Origin of the sequence: Nocardia uniformis NBRC 13702 (assembly GCF_001613345.1) — a bacterium.
Classification (GTDB): domain Bacteria; phylum Actinomycetota; class Actinomycetes; order Mycobacteriales; family Mycobacteriaceae; genus Nocardia; species Nocardia uniformis.
Genome location: NZ_BDCE01000117.1, coordinates 21,448 through 38,961, shown reverse-complemented (window position 1 = coordinate 38,961; position 17,514 = coordinate 21,448). Strand labels below are relative to the sequence as shown.

The following is a 17,514-nucleotide window of genomic DNA, read 5'->3' as shown; positions in this document are numbered from 1 at the left end:
GATCAACTGATCGTCGATGTTCTGCTTGGCACCGGGATGCGGATGGGCGAGGCGCAGGGGCTCCACAAGGAACACATCGACCTCAAACGTAAGACGATCACGATCGAGTGGGCATGGGACAAGGCTGCCAAACGCATCAAGCCGCCGAAAGACTACGAGCGACGCATGATCCCCATCGGCGACACGTTGGCCAAAACCCTTGCCACAGTCATCAAGAAGGACGGACTCGGCGAACCCGCGCCCGTACCGTACGTCAGCAGTCGAACGGTACGCAGCGGGCTGCTACTGGCCCACATCGGTGGTCGCCCCTTCGATCAAGACAACTTCAAGAAGCGCTTCGATGCCGCATCTCGGGTCGCCTGGGTCCACGACGGTGACGACAAACGACGATTGGGAAAGGTCCGGCCTCACGGACCTTCGGCACACCTATGCGAGCCGCCTGGTACGCGCCAAGGTGCCTTTGGATCAGGTTCAGATCCTCCTGGGGCACGCTTCGGTCCGAACCACCCAGAGATACGCGAAATTGGGCGAAAGCCAGTGGACAGACGTTCGGCACGTCCTCGGCTGACCTTCGCCGTTCAATAAGAACGTCAACCAGGTTCATTAGTCACTTCCAAGCCTGACTGCTGCGTTGTCCGGCACACCGCGCGCTGTACTATGCGCTCGCCCCTTCTTCCGTGTCCTCATCATCCAGGCCAAGGCTCGCCAAGCCGGGTTCGATGTCGATGACACGGGCCATGGCCCCAAATGTCATGCCGTACTTGACCAGCGCCGCATTGGTCCGATCGACCAACCTCTTGATGTTGTTTCCGTAGATCTCGTTCCAGTTCACGTTGATCTGAAGAGGCTTGCTCCCCGTGTGTACAACCTGGCCACGCATTGAGATGGTTTCGCGAAGCAAATCCGCTGGCCCACCCAGTTGCGCTCCTTGCCATTGCCAGGCGGAGCTGACGTCCTTGTAGCCGGTCGCATCATGAATCAGCTTGTCAACCTTAACCTTGGACGGGGTGTTCAACGCTTGGGCCAGCACTCGCGCATTTTCACGAACATCGACACGCCAATCTCCCTCTGACACGTCCCGCACCAACCGATTTCGGGGGTTCCTCTGCATGACGCGCCGCGAGATGACCGATTGCAGACGGCGCGGCAGGCCGTCGAAATCGGGAACCTTCTTTGAGATATGGTCGGCGACTTCCTTCGCGACGTCTTCGACATATGCTTCCCACGCGGTGACAGTGAAGATCATCCCCGCCTTGTTGAGGGCCGCCCGGGTGGGCTGCGAAGCGACTTCAACGCCCTCCCGAAGCTCCATCAGATGGTCGATCGTCGTCCAGTTTTCGCGAAACCGCCACCAAGCCTCAGTCCGTCCAGCCACTGCCCCTCCGTACGTCAGACGTTGAACGTATCGTCCCAGCGCCCACAGCGTCGAGGCAATCAAATAACGCGGTCCGGCGTGACCTCGGTTCCCAAGCAGGGTTGAGCAGCGACTTATGCCTGGCGAACTGCTGGCTAGCGGAACCTGCCCCACGTCTGCCCCACGAAATTGCCCATGGGGCAAAGAAAACCGGCAGGTACCTACTGGTACCTGCCGGTCTTCGGTGGACCTAGCCGGACGTTATTCGAACCGCGCTGACCTGCGGAACCTTGAGGCAGCCCTAGCAAAATCTCAGGTTCGCGGCACCTCACCGGTGCCGCGCCGACGGCGCCGGCACGCACAGGCCAAGGGTACATTCCGCACTCCCCAGCGGCTCGAACGGCGACTCTCGCGCACCGAGAAGAGCGAGCTGATCCAGGCGTATCGCGACGGCGCATCCGCCGCCGAACTCGCCCATCGTTATCGCGCGTCGAAGAGCGCGATCCTCGAACTGCTCACCAAGCACAAGGTCCCGCGCCGCTACCAGTCGATGACCGATGCCGACATCGAGCGCGCCGAACAGCTCTACCTCGCCGGGCACTCCCTCACCGCTTGCGCCGAACTCACTGGATTCCCCGCCAGCAGCATCAACCGCGCCCTCAACAAACGCGGAACCCCCATGCGGCCAGCCGGCCGCCCACGCTCCGACGGCTGAAACCGCCTTCCTTTCAGCGTTCAGGATGCCCAGTGCCGGTACGCCGCGATCCATTCGGCACCCTTCGGAGCGGGTGAGGGCAACGGAAGATCGAGAATGCCGATCGCCTGACGGAACCGACCATGGGTGCATAAGGCGACAATCCCACTGCCAGGTAGCAAGTCGATCGAGCCGACCCTGGCCCTCAGCCCGAGGACCTCCGTCTCGAAAGGGATGTCCAGATTGTCAGCGATCATGGTGTAGAAGCCGACCAGCTGTTCTTCGTCGTCGTAGGCATCCACCGTGTCTTCTTCGATCATGGCCTCCAGCTGTGCCTTTGTGAGCCTGCCCATTTCGTCGTCCTATCTCTTGCGACGGAGCAGTTCGGCCAGACGCGCACCGACCACGGAGATACCGGGGGTCGGCGCGTGATCGAAGAACTCCTTCTTGCGTCGGCGGAGCAGATCCTCACCGTCTCGCTCCCAACAGAATCCGGGCTTGCGCAGTAACTTGCGGAACACCCGATCGACCCCGTCACGATGACGCTCGACCAAACGACGGATCGGAAGCGCAGAAACGGAATCGTCTCGCAGATAGCCGCGCAACACCGCCAGGTACGTTCGGTCGTCGGCGAGCACCGGGTCGGCGAACAGAGCGTCCAACCGACCGTAGTCCGGATAGAAATTGAGCCCCTCGACCTCGTCGTAGATCACGCCAACCGTCTCGGCCTCCCCCAGGCCCTCGGACAGCTCAGCCAGTGCTTCCGGCGGCGGTCCGGCCGCGGCGGCTCGCTTGACCGCCTTATTGCCGAGACCTGCGAGTGCCTTGCGCTGGCGACGCCGGTAATGCTCGCACAGCGTGTCCTGGAACTCCATCACCGGCAGCACCACCAGGTCGGCACCGACCAGCTCGATGAAATCAGCACGGTCTTCGGCCTGCATCTCCCAGGCACGCCGCGACAGGTCGGGATTGCGGCGCGACAACTCCGGATCCGCGGTCAGCATGGCCAGAGCATTCTGCGCGACCTGACTGGCCGCGGATTTCGGGAAGATCGCGAGATGCCCGCTGACCAGCCACACATCAGTGCGCAGCGGCACGACCCTGCCGACGACGAACATACCCTTCCGCAGCCGCGCGAAAGGTGCGCTCCCCATAGTCGAATAGACCCGGTAGACGAGATCGTCGATGAGATTGTGCAGCACGATCGCCGCCTCATCGATACTGCGCACCTCGAAACATCCTTCGACGACGTCACGCCACCCCAGCATCATTTCCCGCTCGCCAGCGGTCAGTGGAGGCCGATGCTGCGTCACAAACCGTTCGACGACAGTGCGGCCATCAGGCAACCGATGCTGCAACGCGAAATGATCGATGATCAGAATCGCTAGGCCCTCGTCCAGACGGCCGCAGTCGTCGACGGCGTCCATCAGTCTGGCGGTCAACTGCCTGTCGAAACGCGAACTCTGAACGAACGCCACAAGTTCCGCTTTGAGGTCACCGGCGCAAGCGATCAGATGCTCGAGTGATCCGGCTGCAGTGTGCTCGGAATTCTTGATCGTCTTCAGAAGACTGCCCCTCGACTTACGGCGCTGACGCCACCACACCCTACCGAGAACTAGCGATCGACAGTCCGGAAAACCCACGGCGGCATAGAATTCCGCCGACAAGTACCCTCAACAGCAGGCGGCGTCTCCCGCCGAATACATCGAGGTAGCAATCGAAGTTCCGCCCTGGGATCGGATGATTCATCACCGCATCGTTTCCACATGCGGGTTATCCATACCATCAGCACGCGAACATACAGTTCACTTGCACCGTCGACGGGCGGCGCAATGACACGGCACACTGGTTGCTCGTGGAACGCTATCCCGGCGAGCTCGAAACACTACGCGCGGAAGCCGCTCGTCTGCGGCGATTGCTCGATCTGACCGAACAACAGGCCCGTGCCGCCGATCCGGATCAGACTGCGGCGGGGACACCGGTCGACATGGGTTCCTCCCCGGAAACCAAGGTCCGGTTCTATCTCGACCTCTTCCGCTGCCGCGACGACATCTACGCAGTCCGCTGGGAGAACCGCCGTGACGGCCGTTCCGGCTGGATGCCCGCCATCCGAGGCCGCTGGAGCAAGGGCATGTCACGGTCGGAGGCGCAATACCTGCCCCTCACCGACGATGTCATCGCCGGCCACCTGCTCGGCGGGCACCACATCGGACTCTATCCACTGACCGATGACGACTCGTGCTGGTGGGTGGCCGCCGATTTCGACAAGAGCGCGGCCATGCTCGACGCGCTGGCGTATTTGAAGGCTGCTCGCGCCAAAGACATTCCGGCCGCGCTCGAAGTGTCCCAGTCCGGGCGTGGCGCGCATGTATGGATCTTCTTCGCCCACGCCACACCCGCCGCCACCGCACGACGGATCGCAACCGGCCTGCTTGCCGAAGCAATCCAGTTGCGCGGCAGCATGAGTCTGTCCAGTTATGACCGGCTGTTCCCGTCGCAGGACACCCACACCGGCCGCGGCATGGGCAATCTGATCGCCGCACCCCTCAACGGTGCTCGACGCAGACACGGAACTACGCTGTTCCTCGATCCAGCCACCCTTGAACCGTTCGAAGACCAGTGGGCGTACCTGTCGAGCATCCCCCGGCTGTCACCGAAGCAGGTCGACACCGTGGCCGCCGCGCTACGCGAGCCGAAAGTCGGCCACGATGTCCGGCGGCTCCAGCTACCGACCTCGTCGAAGATCGTGCCCCGCCCGGCACCGATCATCCGGGCGACATTCACGGCCCGGCTCCAGCTGAGCACAGCCGATCTCGGCCCTGCCATGTTCTCGGCGGTCAAGCACGCTGCCTCCATCCCGAACCCGGAGTTCTACGCCCGGCAGCGGGCACGCCGAAGCACCTGGGACACACCACGATTCCTGCGCAGCTACGACGAAACCCTCGACGGCGACCTGATCCTGCCCCGTGGACTGCTACCCCTGCTCACCACCCTCGTCGAATCCGCCGACAGCACATTGAATATCGACGACAACCGGGTTCCGGGGAGCGCGCAGAATTTCACCTGTTCGAGCGAACTGCGGCACGAGCAGCAAACCGCTTTGCGCGCCGTCGAAGCCGAGGACACCTGCGTGCTGATCGCACCTCCCGGCACAGGGAAGACCGTGATCGCCTGCGCAGCAATAGCTTCCCGCGCCAGATCAGCATTGATCCTCGTCGACCGCAAGGCCCTGGCCGACCAATGGCGGACCCGGATCCTCGAGCACCTCGGCATCAAGTGCGGCCAGATCGGCGGCGGCCGATCCAAGACCACCGGAGTGATCGACGTCGCGCTGCTGCCCACCCTCGCCCGCCGCCCCAACGTCGGCGAACTCACCGGCAACTACGGCTTCATCGTGGTCGACGAATGCCATCACATCGCCGCCTCCGCCTTCACCGACGTCCTCAACCAGATCCCCGCCCGCTACTGGCTCGGTCTGACCGCCACTCCCTATCGGCGCGACCAACTCGACGACCTCATCTACCACCAACTCGGCTCGCGCACCCACACCATCGACGCACCCGCGGCGGGTCACCTGCCGACCACCGGCGACGCACCCGCACCGCACCGCGTACTCCACGTTCACCCAACCCGATTCGAGTACGACGGCGACGCCGACCCGAGCCGACCTGGCGGTATCGCCGAGATCTACCACGCACTCGTCGCCGACGAAGACCGCCTGAAGCAGATCGTCACCGACGTCCTCGACGCACACCGAGCAGGCGCCAACATTCTCGTTCTCACCACCTGGGTCGACCACGTCGACGCACTCGCCCAACAACTCAAAGCCGCCAGCTGCAATGACATCATCGTTCTTCGCGGCGGCATGAAAGCCCGTGAACGCCAAGCGATCACCGAGTCCATCGCAACACGTAGAGCAGATGGTTCATCCCTGTTGCTCGTCGGCACTGGCTCGTATATCGGCGAAGGCTTCGACTGCCCCGCCCTAGACACATTGTTCCTCGCCGCACCCGTCTCTTTCAAAGGCCGCCTCGTGCAGTACGCCGGACGCATCACCCGCGCCCACCCAGGGAAGGCCACCGCGACCGTTCACGACTACCACGACGTCCTCACCCCCGTGATCGCCTCCTCACTACGCAAACGCGCACCCGGGTACACCGAACTCGGATTCCCGGACCCACGCAAACTCGGAATCTGAATCCAGAACTCCCGGTCCCCATCGACGCATCGCAACAGCGTGTAATCCGCTGATCGGTTTACCCGCATAGGAGTCTGCGGCACACTGTGAGCATGTCCGAGCGCATCTCGACACCGTTCAGCTCTGCTGAGGTCAAACCCTACGAGGTCGTCGACTCCCTGGCTGAACTACACGGCCCGGAGCACGGCGTGCTGAGGCTACCGATCGAGCTGGCCTGGGGCGGTCGAACCGAGTTCGACCTCGAAGACGAATACGACCGCACAGCGGTGTACAAAATCGTCCTCGAGGAAGGAACCAAACAGCACCTCGAGGAACTGGTGAACGGACGGTTACTGGCCGCGATCTGGCAACAGATGCGACCCGCCCGGCCGGTCCGCGCCCTGTGGGAAAAACAGTTCCCACAGCTGCGGGCCGCCGCCTGATGGACCCCCGCCAACACGAACTGGCACGCATCGCACTCCATGTTGTCGGCAACCGCGGATTCGTACTCGGTGGCGGCCACGCCGTCGCACTACACGGCATGGGCTCACGGCCATCGGAGGATGTCGACCTGTTCTCCGACATCCGCGGCACCCCGGGCGAGGTAGCCGATGACGTGATTTCCGCATTCGACCAGGCCGGACTCTCTGTCGACGTCGTACGACGCACTCCGGACCTCGTCCAGATGACGGTCACCTATCCGGACGGACACGCCGCGAAGGTCGACCTGGGCGTGTTCTGGCGAGCCCGATCTCCGGTCATTCTGGAAGTAGGACCGGTCCTTCACCCCGACGACGCGGTCGCCGGAAAAATGGACGCCCTGTTCAACCGGTGGGCACCCCGCGACTACCTCGACATCGACGCCATCCTCGTCAGCGAGCGCTACACCCGCGAACAACTACTCACGATCGCCACCGAACACAACCCCGGATTCGACCCGACCATGTTCGCCGAATCCCTGTCCTACCTACAGCGGATACCCGACCGAGACTTCACACCCTACGAAGTCACCACGGCCACCATCACAGCGATGCGGCACCGCTTCGCCGACTGGGAACAACAACTGACCCGCTGATACATCCGGCGCAACCACCGTTCACAGAGAGACGGACATGCCCCGACGCGAACACCACATCATCGTTACCAGCGAACTCCGAGACCCTCCCGAATTGCGGAGCCTCAGCAGAGCGATCATCACCATCGCCAAAGAGAAAACGACGGCACCCATACCGGCAGCGCGAACGAAACCGGCTCGGCTGGCCCAGCCGAGCCGTCGGATCCATAGAAAAGGGCGCTAACCACATTCGCCACACTGATCACGGCTGTTGACTTCAAGCCCGAGACCCTAGTGGGTTCGAACCGGCAAGATCGCCTGTCTTCGCAGGTCAGAAGCTATCAACCGAACGTGGCTAGTCTTTAGTTTCCAAGTGCAAGCTTTTTACCTGCTATTTCTCTCTGGGTGGGCGCAGAGGGGATCGAATCCCCGACCGCTGGTATGTAAAAGCGCACCACAACGTCCAACCAATTCCGCCCCGTCCACCCTATCCAGGTCAGAGGCATGATCGCATCCATCCCGTACAGCTCCGTCCAGCGCGTATCTGCCCTTCTTGGCAAGGTCTTGGCAAGCCCGAGGATTCGGTAATCCTGCCTCTGACCTAGCCATGAAGCATTCCGCGTCGACACGTTGCCCGTGCGGCGCGTGGTCGCTACAACCGATAGGTGTCGCGGAACGCTTCGCGCACAACAGCCGCGTCCGACGCACCCCTGCCCTCTATGCCCGTGACCACCTCGGACACGCGCCAGTAGTTCGACGGGACCAGACGCCTCGAGGTCACCGCCACCAGGGCCACGTCCGCCGCCTCATCGGGCTTGTCCGCCGCGACGAGCGCCAGACCCAGATCCAGGTTCGCCGAAGCGATTCGGCGCGGCCGGACGGACGCAGCGCCCGCCAGGTCGGCGAGGACGTGCCGGGCGTAGGACTCCGCCGCCGGGTCACCGAGCCAGGCCAACGTGGTGGCCACATAGGCATCCGACTTGGCGGGATCGTAGCGGAAATGGTGCTCCGGCCGGTCGGGAGTGTTGAGCCCGGACACCAGGCGCGCGACACGGCGCAACGCCCCGTAGGTGCCTGTGCTGTCCCCGAGCCGGGCCAGCGCACGGCCCTCTTGGGCAGTGGCCTGGATGAACGCCGAACTGTCCTCCGGGGCACGGGATTGCGCGGCGCGGGACAACTCCGCCGCAGCCACGAACTCACCGCCGGTCAGGTGCTGCCATGCCCGCGTCTCCAGACACCACGCCGCGATCTCCCGGTGTCCCGCTTCGTCAGCGAGCTTCCACGCCAGGTGACCCCGTGCGGCGGCGGCGGATGTTTCGCCCAGGTCGATATGACAGGTGGAGCCCAGCAGGGACAACCAGCCGACTGTGACCAGCAATCGGCGATGCTGCGTCAAGGTCTTCCGGCTGTCCATGAGTCGTCCGGCGTAGCCGAGATGCTGACGGATGCGCACGAGCAGTTCCCCCGGCGGAGTCGTCGGGTAGCTAGCCGCCAGATCATCCACCGCCAGTTCCAGGCGTTCCAGGGTGTCCCCGCCGATATCCGACGCCGCCGCCCGCTGAATCCATTCGGCTGCCGCCCGTTCACCATCGGCGGATTCGATGAACAGCGCCGATCCGATCCCGAGCGCATCGGCGTAGGCACGGACGTGTTCGTATCTGACCTGACGCTGCCCGGTCTCCAGCATCCCAAGCAGTGGCTTGCTGTAGTGCGTGCGTACAGCCATTGCGGACAGGCTGAGTCCCGCCGCCTCCCGCGCAGCACGCAGCTGCTCACCCGAGATGTTCTCCCCGCCGGAGTCCATGAGTCCCACGGTAGTCGTGCTGTGTCCCTGGCTGTAGACGGTTGTGGACGGCAATGCGGGTCCTGGACCAAGTACGCGCGCTTAGCGTGAATTTCAGCCCCGCCGCCGGGTAGACACCGTGCCCCTCATGGACTCCCCGGCGGTGGGTGCTCACCAACCGGGCAACCGAAGGGGGCGGGTATGGACCTTCCCGCACGACGTGAGGTCGAGCTGGCTGTCGATATCGAGGTCGAGCTCGAGTATGTGCCGCGCTGGCTCCAGCGCGCCGATGGTTCATGGTCAGTGGTCGGGCCGGACGGGTGGCCAGTCTCCCCCGAAGATTTCGCGGAACTCCACGCCGATGCCATGGCGGCCATTGCCGCTGTGTCCATGCCAGTGATCGACGTCGAACCGATCTCGGTGCGGGACACCGAGATATGAACGGCGGGTGGATCACGCTCGGGTGGATCATCGTGCTCGGCCTGCCCCTGGCGGTGCTGGTGGCAACGATCCTCTGGCCTGAGCGCATCCCGAAAGATCGCACGGTGGACGCGATCGCGCGGCGAATCCAGGACGAAGACGGGCAACCACCGACCGCTGACGCAGGCCGCTGAGCGCGCCGACCCGCACTGTGTGTGGACTCTGGTTGCTTGTCCTGTGTGTTGCCCCGGGCTACCTGGTGTGGGTCAACCGTGTGAGGGCGTACACGGCGGCCCGGCACGACCGGGCGCGGTGCTGGCCGCTAGGCGCGCTGCGGTCCACGGGGTCGCGTTCACGGACACAACGATGTGGACGAGTGGGGACAGCGTCGTTCCCGCGTACTGAGCCGACCCGGGCCCTGCGGTGAGTCGACAGCTGGTCAGCCGATGCCCCACTGCTTGAATGCGGTGGACATCTTCATGACCAGGCGGTTCTCGGTGTTCTGTACAGGGATGAATCCGTACTTTTGGTAGAAGGTGAATGCCTGCTGGTCGATGGCGTCGAGCACGATCAGGCGACCGGCGGAAGCCTGCGCGGCACCCATGATCTTGGTGACTGCGTCGACAAGTAGTTCCTCGCCGTAGCCCTGGCCGTGCAGGGATTTGTCGAGCGCGAACTTGGCGAGCAGGAACGCGGGCACGTACGGCAGGCCTGCGGCGTCGCTCATAGTGACGCCATCTCTCGCGCGGTCGACTGATGTCGGAGCGATGGAGTAGTACGCCTTGACGTGTGGGTCATCGTCGATGACCCACACGTAGGTGCGGCTCGTCATGCCCTTGTCGGCTGAGAGCGCGTTCGATCTCAGCCACTTGTTCAGAACCTCTTTGCCGCAATCGAATTGCGACAGGTCGTGGTCCGCCGTGAGCGCGGTCGAGGTGAAGGTGATCACTTGCGCGTGAACCTGCGGGGCTTGGCTGCGGCAGCGGCGAGTGCCGGTGCCTCGTCGGGGATATCGAGGGAGGCGATCATGGCGTCGAATTGTTCGGCGGGCATGAAGGTTCGGCTCGACAGCGCGAGGATCCGATCCGCGCGCTGGATGGCAGCGTTGCGCACGAACTCGGCTTCGGTTTCGCCGACCACACCGGCTGCCGCCTGGATCTGGCTTCGGCGTTCTTCGGCCAGTCTGAATTCGAATCGATCGGACTTGATGCTCATCGCAGTGTCCTTGTCTGGTTCTGACGACCGCCCGGTGAGCTTGGGTGGAGCTGTGGAGCACGGTGTCGGTTTGATGATTGATGATGTTGTTGATGTGTGACGGCGATGACGTCTAATGAACAACTTCAATGTACGGCGAATGTACGGTCATTAGCTAGTGCCATATGGCAAACACGCCGGATTGTGACGAATGTCTGCGCAGATAGAGACCAGGAATGAGGGTCAGCCGAGCTTGCGTCCCCACCACCCCGAGCCCTACCGGCAGCCGCGGCGGCGGGGGTGGGCAGGCGGTTGGGGGCGAGTGTCTTGCGTACCGGGGTCGCGACCTGTGCCGCGCTGCCGACGAGGGTGATCAGTCGGTCACGGGCGATGATCGCGGCAGCGACCCGGTCCGGTTGATGCTGCCCAGCCTGCCAGCCGAGAGCCTGCTGTTCGAAGGTCGAGAGTTGGTGGCCGTAGATGCGGGCGCGGCCGGTCTCGATGGCGTTGCGTAGTCCGATCGAACGCACGAGGGCATCACCGGTGCCGCGCCACATGGCACTGTTCGGTGATGAGAACACAGCCACGGGAACGTAGTTCGCCGACCCGTTGGCAAGTTCTTGGCAAGATCAACACTCGCAACGGGTGTTGAATGGGGGACGGGGTGGACGGAAATAGGCTGTTACCAGCCATTTCCAGAGTGGGCGCAGAGGGGTTCGAACCCCCGACCGCTGGTGTGTAAAACCAGTGCTCTACCGCTGAGCTATACGCCCCTAGGGCGCCGGGGATGAACCGGCGCAAGGTCTATGAATCTAGCGTGGAAAGCGCTTTCTCCCAAGCCGCCTGGTCACGGGGTTCTCCGGGACCGTTCATTTCGGCGAATCGGATGATGCCGTCCTTGTCCACGACGAAGGTGCCGCGGTTGGGGCAGCCGGATTTCTCGTTGAAGACGCCGTAGGTATCGGCGACCACACCGTGCGGCCAGAAGTCCGACAGGAGGGGGAAGGTGTAGCCCTGTTCCGCCGCCCAGATCTTGTGGGTGGGTGGCGGTCCCACCGAGATCGCAAGGATCTCGGCGTTGTCGTTCTGGAATTTGGGAAGTTCGTCGCGCACCTTGCACAGTTCGCCCTGACAGATGCCGGTGAAGGCGAGGGGGTAGAAGACGATGAGTACGTTCTTCTTCCCCCGATAGTGCGACAGGGACACTTCCTGGTTGTTCTGGTCCTTCAGCGTGAAGTCCGGAGCTACCGTGCCGACCTCTAGCGGCATCAACGCTGCTTCGAGGGGGTCTTGGGCTGCACGAGGCGGCTGCCCAACCAGTTGCCCAGACTCACCGAGGAGGTCTGTTTGAGTCCGGCGGGCGAGGCTGATTCGGCGATCTCGCTGGGAGCGACATGGCCGGGAAGTCCGGTTTTGGGGCTGAGAACCCAGACAATGCCGTCATCGGCCAGCGGAGTGATCACATTGAGCAGCTCGTCGACCAGGTCGCCGTCACTCTCTCGCCACCACAGCAGCACCACATCGACAACTTCATCGGTGTCCTCATCCAAAATCTCGGATCCGATAGTGCTCTCGATCGATGCCCGCAAGTCGTCGTCGGTATCTTCGTCCCAGCCCAGTTCCTGTACCGCCATCCCAGGCGTGATTCCAAGTTTCTGAGCGTAGTGTTGCGCGTCGTCCGCCGCGGCGACCACGGTGGTGTCCTCCTCAACTCCAGACAATAGGTAGTTGCAAGCGAACATGGTCGAGGCTCACAACGCAAGCCGATCGGCCGAAATCGTCGACGAAATTGTTTCGGTCGTTACCGGGCGGGGCAGGCGTCACGGACCGCGTTGAGGGCGTCGTTCACCTTCGTGCTGGCATCGTTGAGCGGCGCGACCGGGGAGGTATAGCTCATTTTGCGGGCCTCCTCGGCGAGCGCCCGGGCCGCCGTGACGTACTCGGTAAATTTGTTTGCGAGATCGGGCGGCAGCGCGTCGCCGGCGGTGTTCACTCGCGACTCGACCGTGCGCGCCGCGTCCTCGATCGTGTTGACCGCGGTATCGCGTTTGGCGGCGTAGTCGTCGGCATTGGCGTCGTGCGCGTCCACGAATTCGTTGTAGCGACTGACCGCCGGACCGGTGGTGTCGCGGAACGGATCGCAGTTGTCGGCGGTCGCCTTCGCTTGCGCGGCAGCCCTCCTCGACGAAGTCGCGGCGGCCGACGACGACGAGGCGTCGGCTCGATACGACGTGGCCTCGGCTTCATTGACGGTCGGTGTGCCCTCAATGCTGTTGGCACACCCCGCAACCGCCAGACCAGCGGATATAGCCAGGCTCGCACACACCAAACCGAACCCACGCGGGCTCAGCAGCTTCATCGATCCTCCCGGTTCCACTGCTAGACGGTTCCCTACCGAACCGTACTGGATTCGCGACTGACATGATGACCCAGGACGCATCGTGCACAAGGATGTGAGTTGCGCCCTAAACCATCGTGAACGGGTCGTCCGCCGGACCAAGCGGCCGCCCGGGGTAATGACGCCTATCAGTTGTCCCACCCCATGTACGAGGAGCCAATGTCTTGACCGACCTGATGCACCCCACTTCTTCGCCGAACCCCACAAACGGTCCGGCACGTAAAAGCCCGGCGGGGGGCCGGGTGCGAGTGATCCGTGAGGGGGTGGCGTCATACCTGCCGGACATCGATCCGGAAGAAACCAGCGAATGGCTCGAATCCTTCGATGAGATGCTCGACCGCGAGGGCCCCGGCCGTGCCCGCTACTTGATGCTGCGGCTGCTCGAGCGCGCCGGTGAACGGCGTGTCGCCATCCCGGCGCTGACGTCCACCGACTACGTCAACACCATCCCGACCGAGAACGAGCCCTGGTTCCCGGGCGACGAAGAGGTCGAACGCCGCTACCGGGCGTGGATCCGCTGGAACGCCGCGGTCATGGTGCACCGCGCGCAGCGGCCCGGAATCGGTGTGGGCGGCCATATCTCGACCTACGCCTCCTCCGCCGCGCTCTACGAGGTGGGCTTCAACCACTTCTTCCGCGGTAAGGACCACGCCAGCGGTGGCGACCAGATCTTTATCCAGGGTCACGCCTCCCCCGGTGTCTACGCCCGCGCCTTCCTGGAAGGACGCCTGACCGAGGATCAGCTGGACGGCTTCCGCCAGGAATACAGCCACGGCGGTCCGGGTCGCGGCCTGTCGTCCTACCCGCACCCGCGGCTCATGCCGGACTTCTGGGAATTCCCCACGGTCTCCATGGGTCTGGGCCCGATGAACGCCATCTACCAGGCGCGTTTCAACCACTACCTGAATGACCGCGGTATCAAGGACACCTCGGATCAGCATGTGTGGGCCTTCCTCGGTGACGGCGAGATGGACGAGCCGGAATCGCGCGGCCTCATCCAGGTCGCCGCGAACGAGGGCCTGGACAACCTGACCTTCGTCATCAACTGCAACCTGCAGCGCCTCGACGGCCCGGTCCGCGGCAACGGCAAGATCGTGCAGGAGCTGGAGTCGTTCTTCCGCGGCGCGGGCTGGAATGTCATCAAGGTCGTCTGGGGTCGCGAGTGGGACTCGCTGCTGCAGGCCGACCGCGACGGCGCGTTGGTCAACCTGATGAACACCACCCCCGACGGTGACTTCCAGACCTACAAGGCCAATGACGGCGCGTACGTCCGCGAGCACTTCTTCGGCCGCGACCCGCGCACCAAGGAATTGGTGAAGGGCCTGTCCGACGGCGATATCTGGAACCTCAAGCGTGGCGGCCACGACTACCGCAAGATCTACGCGGCCTACGCGGCGGCGCTGGCGCACAAGGGCCAGCCGACGGTGATCCTGGCCAAGACCATCAAGGGCTACGGTCTCGGCAAGCACTTCGAGGCGCGCAACGCGACGCACCAGATGAAGAAAATGACCCTCGATGATCTGAAGTCGTTCCGCGATGTGCAGCGCATCCCGATCACCGATGAGCAGCTCGAGGCGGATCCGTATCTGCCGCCGTACTACCACCCCGGCACCGAGGATCCGGCCATCCAGTACATGCTGGGCCGCCGCCGCACCCTGGGCGGTTACCTGCCCGAGCGCCGCACCATGGCAAAGCCCCTGCAACTTCCGGGCGATGAGCCGTACCGCTCCGTCCGCAAGGGTTCGGGCAAGCAGAGCGTGGCGACCACGATGGCCTTCGTGCGCCTCATGAAGGAACTGCTGCGCGATAAGGAAATCGGCAAGCGCATCGTGCCGATCATCCCCGACGAGGCCCGCACCTTCGGTATGGACTCGTGGTTCCCTTCGTTGAAGATCTACAACCGCAACGGCCAGTTGTACACATCGGTCGACGCCGAGTTGATGCTTGCCTACAAAGAGAGCTCGATCGGGCAGATCCTGCACGAGGGCATCAATGAGGCCGGTTCGACGGCATCGTTCACCGCGGTGGGTACCTCGTACTCCACGCACGGCGAGCCGATGATTCCGCTCTACATCTTCTATTCGATGTTCGGATTCCAGCGCACCGGTGACGGTCTCTGGGCCGCGGCCGATCAGATGACGCGCGGTTTCGTACTCGGAGCTACCGCCGGGCGAACCACGCTGACCGGTGAGGGCCTGCAGCACAACGACGGTCATTCGCTGCTGTTGGCGTCCACCAACCCGGCGTGTGTCCCCTACGATCCGGCGTTCGCCTTCGAACTCGCCCATATCGTGCGCGACGGCCTGCGCCGGATGTACGGCGGCGGCAACCCCTCCAATGGATATCAGGAGGCGCTGCCGGGCACCGATCCCGAATCGCATTCGCAGCACCACGAATTCGGCGGCGAGGACATTTTCTACTACATCACCCTCTACAACGAGCCGCAGCAGCAGCCCGTCGAGCCGGAGAACCTGGATGTGGAGGGTCTGCTCAAGGGCATCTACCTCTACAAGAAGGGTGGCGAGGGTGATCTGCGCGCCCAGATCATGGTGGCCGGTGTGACCATGCCCGATGGTCTGCGTGCGCAGCAGATTCTCGCCGAGGACTGGGGTGTGCAGGCGGATGTGTGGTCGGTGACCTCGTGGGGTGAACTCCGCAAGGAGGCCCTGGCCGCCGAGATCGCGAAACTGCGCGATCCGTCGGCCGATCCGACCGTCCCGTATGTCACCCAGGTGCTGTCGAAGGCCCAGGGACCGTTCGTGGCGGCCTCGGACTGGATGCGCGCGGTCCCGGATCAGATCCGTCAGTGGGTGCCGGGCGAGTACATCTCGCTGGGTACCGACGGTTTCGGCTTCTCCGACACCCGCGCGGCGGCGCGCCGTGTATTCAACGTGGACGCGCACTCGATCGTGGTGGCGGCGCTGCAGGGACTTGCCACCCAGGGGAAGATGGATCCCGCCAAGGTCGCCGAGGCGGCCGCCCGGTATGCCATTCACGACGTGAACGCCGCGCCGAAGGCGGCACCGGGTACCGAGGGCGGCGACGCATAACGGACGATAGGCATCGTGGAACGTAAACCGCCGAGACCGCGCCGGATTTCCGAGAGTTCCTCCTCCGAACACGAGGTGTATCTCCCGACCGGTGCGCTCTCCCCGAACCGGCAGACGCGCGACCCACTTCCGGACACTCTCCTCAAGCGGGTGAAGCAGTTCTCCGGTCGCCTGTCGACCGAGGCTGTGGCGTCCATGCAGGAACGGCTGCCGTTCTTCGCCAATCTCGATGCGGCCCAACGGGCCGGTGTCCAGATGCTGGTGCAGACGGCGGTGGTGAACTTCCTCGAATGGCTACAGGATCCGGAAAGCGATATCCGGTTCAGCCTGGATGCCTTCCAGGTCATCCCCGACGATCTGGCACGGCGGCTCACGCTGCGCCAGACCGTCGATATGGTCCGCGTGGCCATGGAGTTCTTCGAACAGTGGCTGCCGGCGTTGGCGCGCAACGACCGGCAGTTGGTGGCGCTCACCGAGGCGGTCCTGCGATACGGGCGTGAGCTCGGTTTCGCGGCCGCCTCGGTGTACGCCAGCGCCGCCGAATCACGCGGTGCGTGGGATACCCGGCTGGAGGCGCTCGTCGTCGACGCCGTGGTGCGTGGTGATACCGGGCCCGAAATGCTCTCGCGCGCGGCCACATTGAACTGGGACGCCACCGCGCCCGCCACGGTGCTGGTCGGCACTCCCCCGAAAGATCAAATGACCGTTGTCGGTTCGGTGCACGGCATCGCGGGTCGACACGGTCGCGCGGCACTGGCCGTGGTGCAGGGTTCGCGTCTGGTGATGGTCGTCAGCGGCCATCTGGGTGACACCATGTACCCGTCGCCGTTCCTCGCGGATCTGCTCACCGAGGTGTTCTCCGAGGGTCCCGTGGTGATCGGCCCGACCACCCGAACCCTCTCCGCCGCGCACGTCAGCTCGGTGGAGGCCATGGCCGGGATGGAGGCCGTGGTGGGTTGGCGCGGTGCGCCGCGCCCGGTACACGCGTCGGAACTGCTGCCCGAACGGGCACTGCTCGGCGACCGTGCCGCCGTAGACGCCCTCAATGAAATTCTTGTGCTACCGTTGGCCGCCGCCGGGGCAGCGCTGTCCGACACCTTGGACGCCTACCTGGACTGCGGCGGAGCCGTCGAGACTTGCGCCCGCCAGCTGTACGTTCATCCAAATACCGTCCGCTATCGGTTGAAGCGAATCGCCGATATCACGGGACGGGATCCGATGAATCCGCGGGATGCCTACGTGCTCCGAATCGCCGCCACCATAGGTCGGCTGACACGAACCCGTAACGAATCACCCACTTCTGCCCCAGAAGTTGCTTCCGTCACAGACCCGAAAGATGGGATGTAACGCAATTCGTGAATCGGGCGATCCGGGCAACCCACTTGCGCGT

The 17,514-nt window shown here is 63.8% G+C and carries 19 protein-coding genes and 1 tRNA gene; 9 read left to right on the top strand and 11 right to left on the bottom strand.

The window, feature by feature from the left end:
* Positions 1 to 585: tyrosine-type recombinase/integrase (locus tag NU1_RS44520; protein WP_157553551.1), on the top strand; the 585-nt coding region annotated here is incomplete at its 5' end.
* Positions 586 to 655: 70 nt separating this feature from the next.
* Here NU1_RS44520 and NU1_RS38270 read toward each other — a convergent pair.
* Complete coding sequence (locus NU1_RS38270) at positions 656 to 1,375, bottom strand: HEPN domain-containing protein (protein ID WP_157553549.1); 720 nt, start codon at positions 1,373 to 1,375, stop codon at positions 656 to 658.
* 313 nt (positions 1,376 to 1,688) lie between these two features.
* Between NU1_RS38270 and NU1_RS38265 the strand changes: the two genes are divergently transcribed.
* Positions 1,689 to 2,069, top strand: coding sequence for a hypothetical protein (locus NU1_RS38265; protein ID WP_067529146.1), 381 nt, complete (start codon positions 1,689 to 1,691; stop codon positions 2,067 to 2,069).
* Positions 2,070 to 2,089: 20 nt separating this feature from the next.
* On the opposite strand, the gene NU1_RS38260 is transcribed toward NU1_RS38265, so the two are convergent.
* Together NU1_RS38260 and NU1_RS38255 are read right to left on the bottom strand one after the other, a co-directional pair.
* Positions 2,090 to 2,401: a calcium-binding protein gene (locus NU1_RS38260; RefSeq protein ID WP_067529145.1), complete on the bottom strand. Its 312-nt coding sequence runs from the start codon at positions 2,399 to 2,401 to the stop codon at positions 2,090 to 2,092.
* Positions 2,402 to 2,410: 9 nt separating this feature from the next.
* Positions 2,411 to 3,490 carry a hypothetical protein gene (locus NU1_RS38255; protein WP_212762310.1) on the bottom strand — a complete coding sequence of 360 codons (1,080 nt, stop codon included), beginning with the start codon at positions 3,488 to 3,490 and terminating at the stop codon, positions 2,411 to 2,413.
* A 413-nt stretch (positions 3,491 to 3,903) separates the two neighbouring features.
* Here NU1_RS38255 and NU1_RS38250 point away from each other — a divergent pair, with 413 nt between their 5' ends.
* The 3 genes from NU1_RS38250 (at position 3,904) to NU1_RS38240 (ending at position 7,300) form a co-directional block, all read left to right on the top strand.
* Positions 3,904 to 6,246 carry a DEAD/DEAH box helicase gene (locus NU1_RS38250; RefSeq protein WP_245720504.1) on the top strand — a complete coding sequence of 781 codons (2,343 nt, stop codon included), beginning with the start codon at positions 3,904 to 3,906 and terminating at the stop codon, positions 6,244 to 6,246.
* A 92-nt stretch (positions 6,247 to 6,338) separates the two neighbouring features.
* Positions 6,339 to 6,668: a hypothetical protein gene (locus tag NU1_RS38245; RefSeq protein ID WP_084522186.1), complete on the top strand. Its 330-nt coding sequence runs from the start codon at positions 6,339 to 6,341 to the stop codon at positions 6,666 to 6,668.
* Entirely contained in the window at positions 6,668 to 7,300 is a 633-nt protein-coding gene (locus NU1_RS38240; protein ID WP_067529143.1) for a nucleotidyl transferase AbiEii/AbiGii toxin family protein, read from the top strand. Before NU1_RS38245 ends, NU1_RS38240 begins: the two co-directional genes overlap by 1 nt.
* A 631-nt stretch (positions 7,301 to 7,931) precedes the next feature.
* On the opposite strand, the gene NU1_RS38235 is transcribed toward NU1_RS38240, so the two are convergent.
* On the bottom strand, positions 7,932 to 9,083 hold the full coding sequence (locus NU1_RS38235) for a helix-turn-helix domain-containing protein (protein ID WP_067529142.1): 1,152 nt from the start codon (positions 9,081 to 9,083) through the stop codon (positions 7,932 to 7,934).
* Between the two features lie 180 nt (positions 9,084 to 9,263).
* Here NU1_RS38235 and NU1_RS38230 point away from each other — a divergent pair, with 180 nt between their 5' ends.
* Together NU1_RS38230 and NU1_RS42035 are read left to right on the top strand one after the other, a co-directional pair.
* Positions 9,264 to 9,503, top strand: coding sequence for a hypothetical protein (locus NU1_RS38230; RefSeq protein ID WP_067529141.1), 240 nt, complete (start codon positions 9,264 to 9,266; stop codon positions 9,501 to 9,503).
* A complete protein-coding gene (locus tag NU1_RS42035; protein WP_157553547.1) occupies positions 9,500 to 9,676 on the top strand; it encodes a hypothetical protein in 177 nt (58 codons plus the stop codon). Before NU1_RS38230 ends, NU1_RS42035 begins: the two co-directional genes overlap by 4 nt.
* Before the next feature lie 245 nt (positions 9,677 to 9,921).
* Here NU1_RS42035 and NU1_RS38225 read toward each other — a convergent pair whose 3' ends face one another.
* The 7 genes from NU1_RS38225 to NU1_RS38195 all read right to left on the bottom strand — a co-directional run bounded on the left by NU1_RS38225 (position 9,922) and on the right by NU1_RS38195 (position 13,035).
* Positions 9,922 to 10,431, bottom strand: a complete 510-nt coding sequence (locus NU1_RS38225; protein ID WP_245720503.1) for a GNAT family N-acetyltransferase — start codon at positions 10,429 to 10,431, stop codon at positions 9,922 to 9,924.
* Positions 10,428 to 10,697, bottom strand: a complete 270-nt coding sequence (locus tag NU1_RS38220) for a type II toxin-antitoxin system TacA family antitoxin (protein WP_067529140.1) — start codon at positions 10,695 to 10,697, stop codon at positions 10,428 to 10,430. Before NU1_RS38220 ends, NU1_RS38225 begins: the two co-directional genes overlap by 4 nt.
* 125 nt (positions 10,698 to 10,822) lie before the next feature.
* Positions 10,823 to 11,257 (bottom strand): hypothetical protein, encoded by a 435-nt coding sequence (locus tag NU1_RS38215; RefSeq protein WP_157553545.1) that lies wholly within the window; start codon positions 11,255 to 11,257, stop codon positions 10,823 to 10,825.
* Positions 11,258 to 11,377: 120 nt separating this feature from the next.
* Positions 11,378 to 11,449: transfer RNA gene (locus NU1_RS38210), tRNA-Val, on the bottom strand.
* Between the two features lie 31 nt (positions 11,450 to 11,480).
* Complete coding sequence (locus NU1_RS38205) at positions 11,481 to 11,945, bottom strand: peroxiredoxin (protein ID WP_067529138.1); 465 nt, start codon at positions 11,943 to 11,945, stop codon at positions 11,481 to 11,483.
* Positions 11,945 to 12,418: a DUF3052 domain-containing protein gene (locus NU1_RS38200; RefSeq protein WP_067529137.1), complete on the bottom strand. Its 474-nt coding sequence runs from the start codon at positions 12,416 to 12,418 to the stop codon at positions 11,945 to 11,947. Before NU1_RS38200 ends, NU1_RS38205 begins: the two co-directional genes overlap by 1 nt.
* 59 nt (positions 12,419 to 12,477) lie before the next feature.
* Positions 12,478 to 13,035 carry an Rv2240c family protein gene (locus tag NU1_RS38195; protein ID WP_067529152.1) on the bottom strand — a complete coding sequence of 186 codons (558 nt, stop codon included), beginning with the start codon at positions 13,033 to 13,035 and terminating at the stop codon, positions 12,478 to 12,480.
* Positions 13,036 to 13,238: 203 nt separating this feature from the next.
* Between NU1_RS38195 and aceE the strand changes: the two genes are divergently transcribed.
* Positions 13,239 to 16,124 carry a pyruvate dehydrogenase (acetyl-transferring), homodimeric type gene (gene aceE, locus NU1_RS38190; RefSeq protein WP_067529136.1) on the top strand — a complete coding sequence of 962 codons (2,886 nt, stop codon included), beginning with the start codon at positions 13,239 to 13,241 and terminating at the stop codon, positions 16,122 to 16,124.
* A gap of 45 nt (positions 16,125 to 16,169) precedes the next feature.
* A complete protein-coding gene (locus NU1_RS38185) occupies positions 16,170 to 17,471 on the top strand; it encodes a PucR family transcriptional regulator (protein ID WP_371859880.1) in 1,302 nt (433 codons plus the stop codon).
* Positions 17,472 to 17,514: the final 43 nt, after the last annotated feature.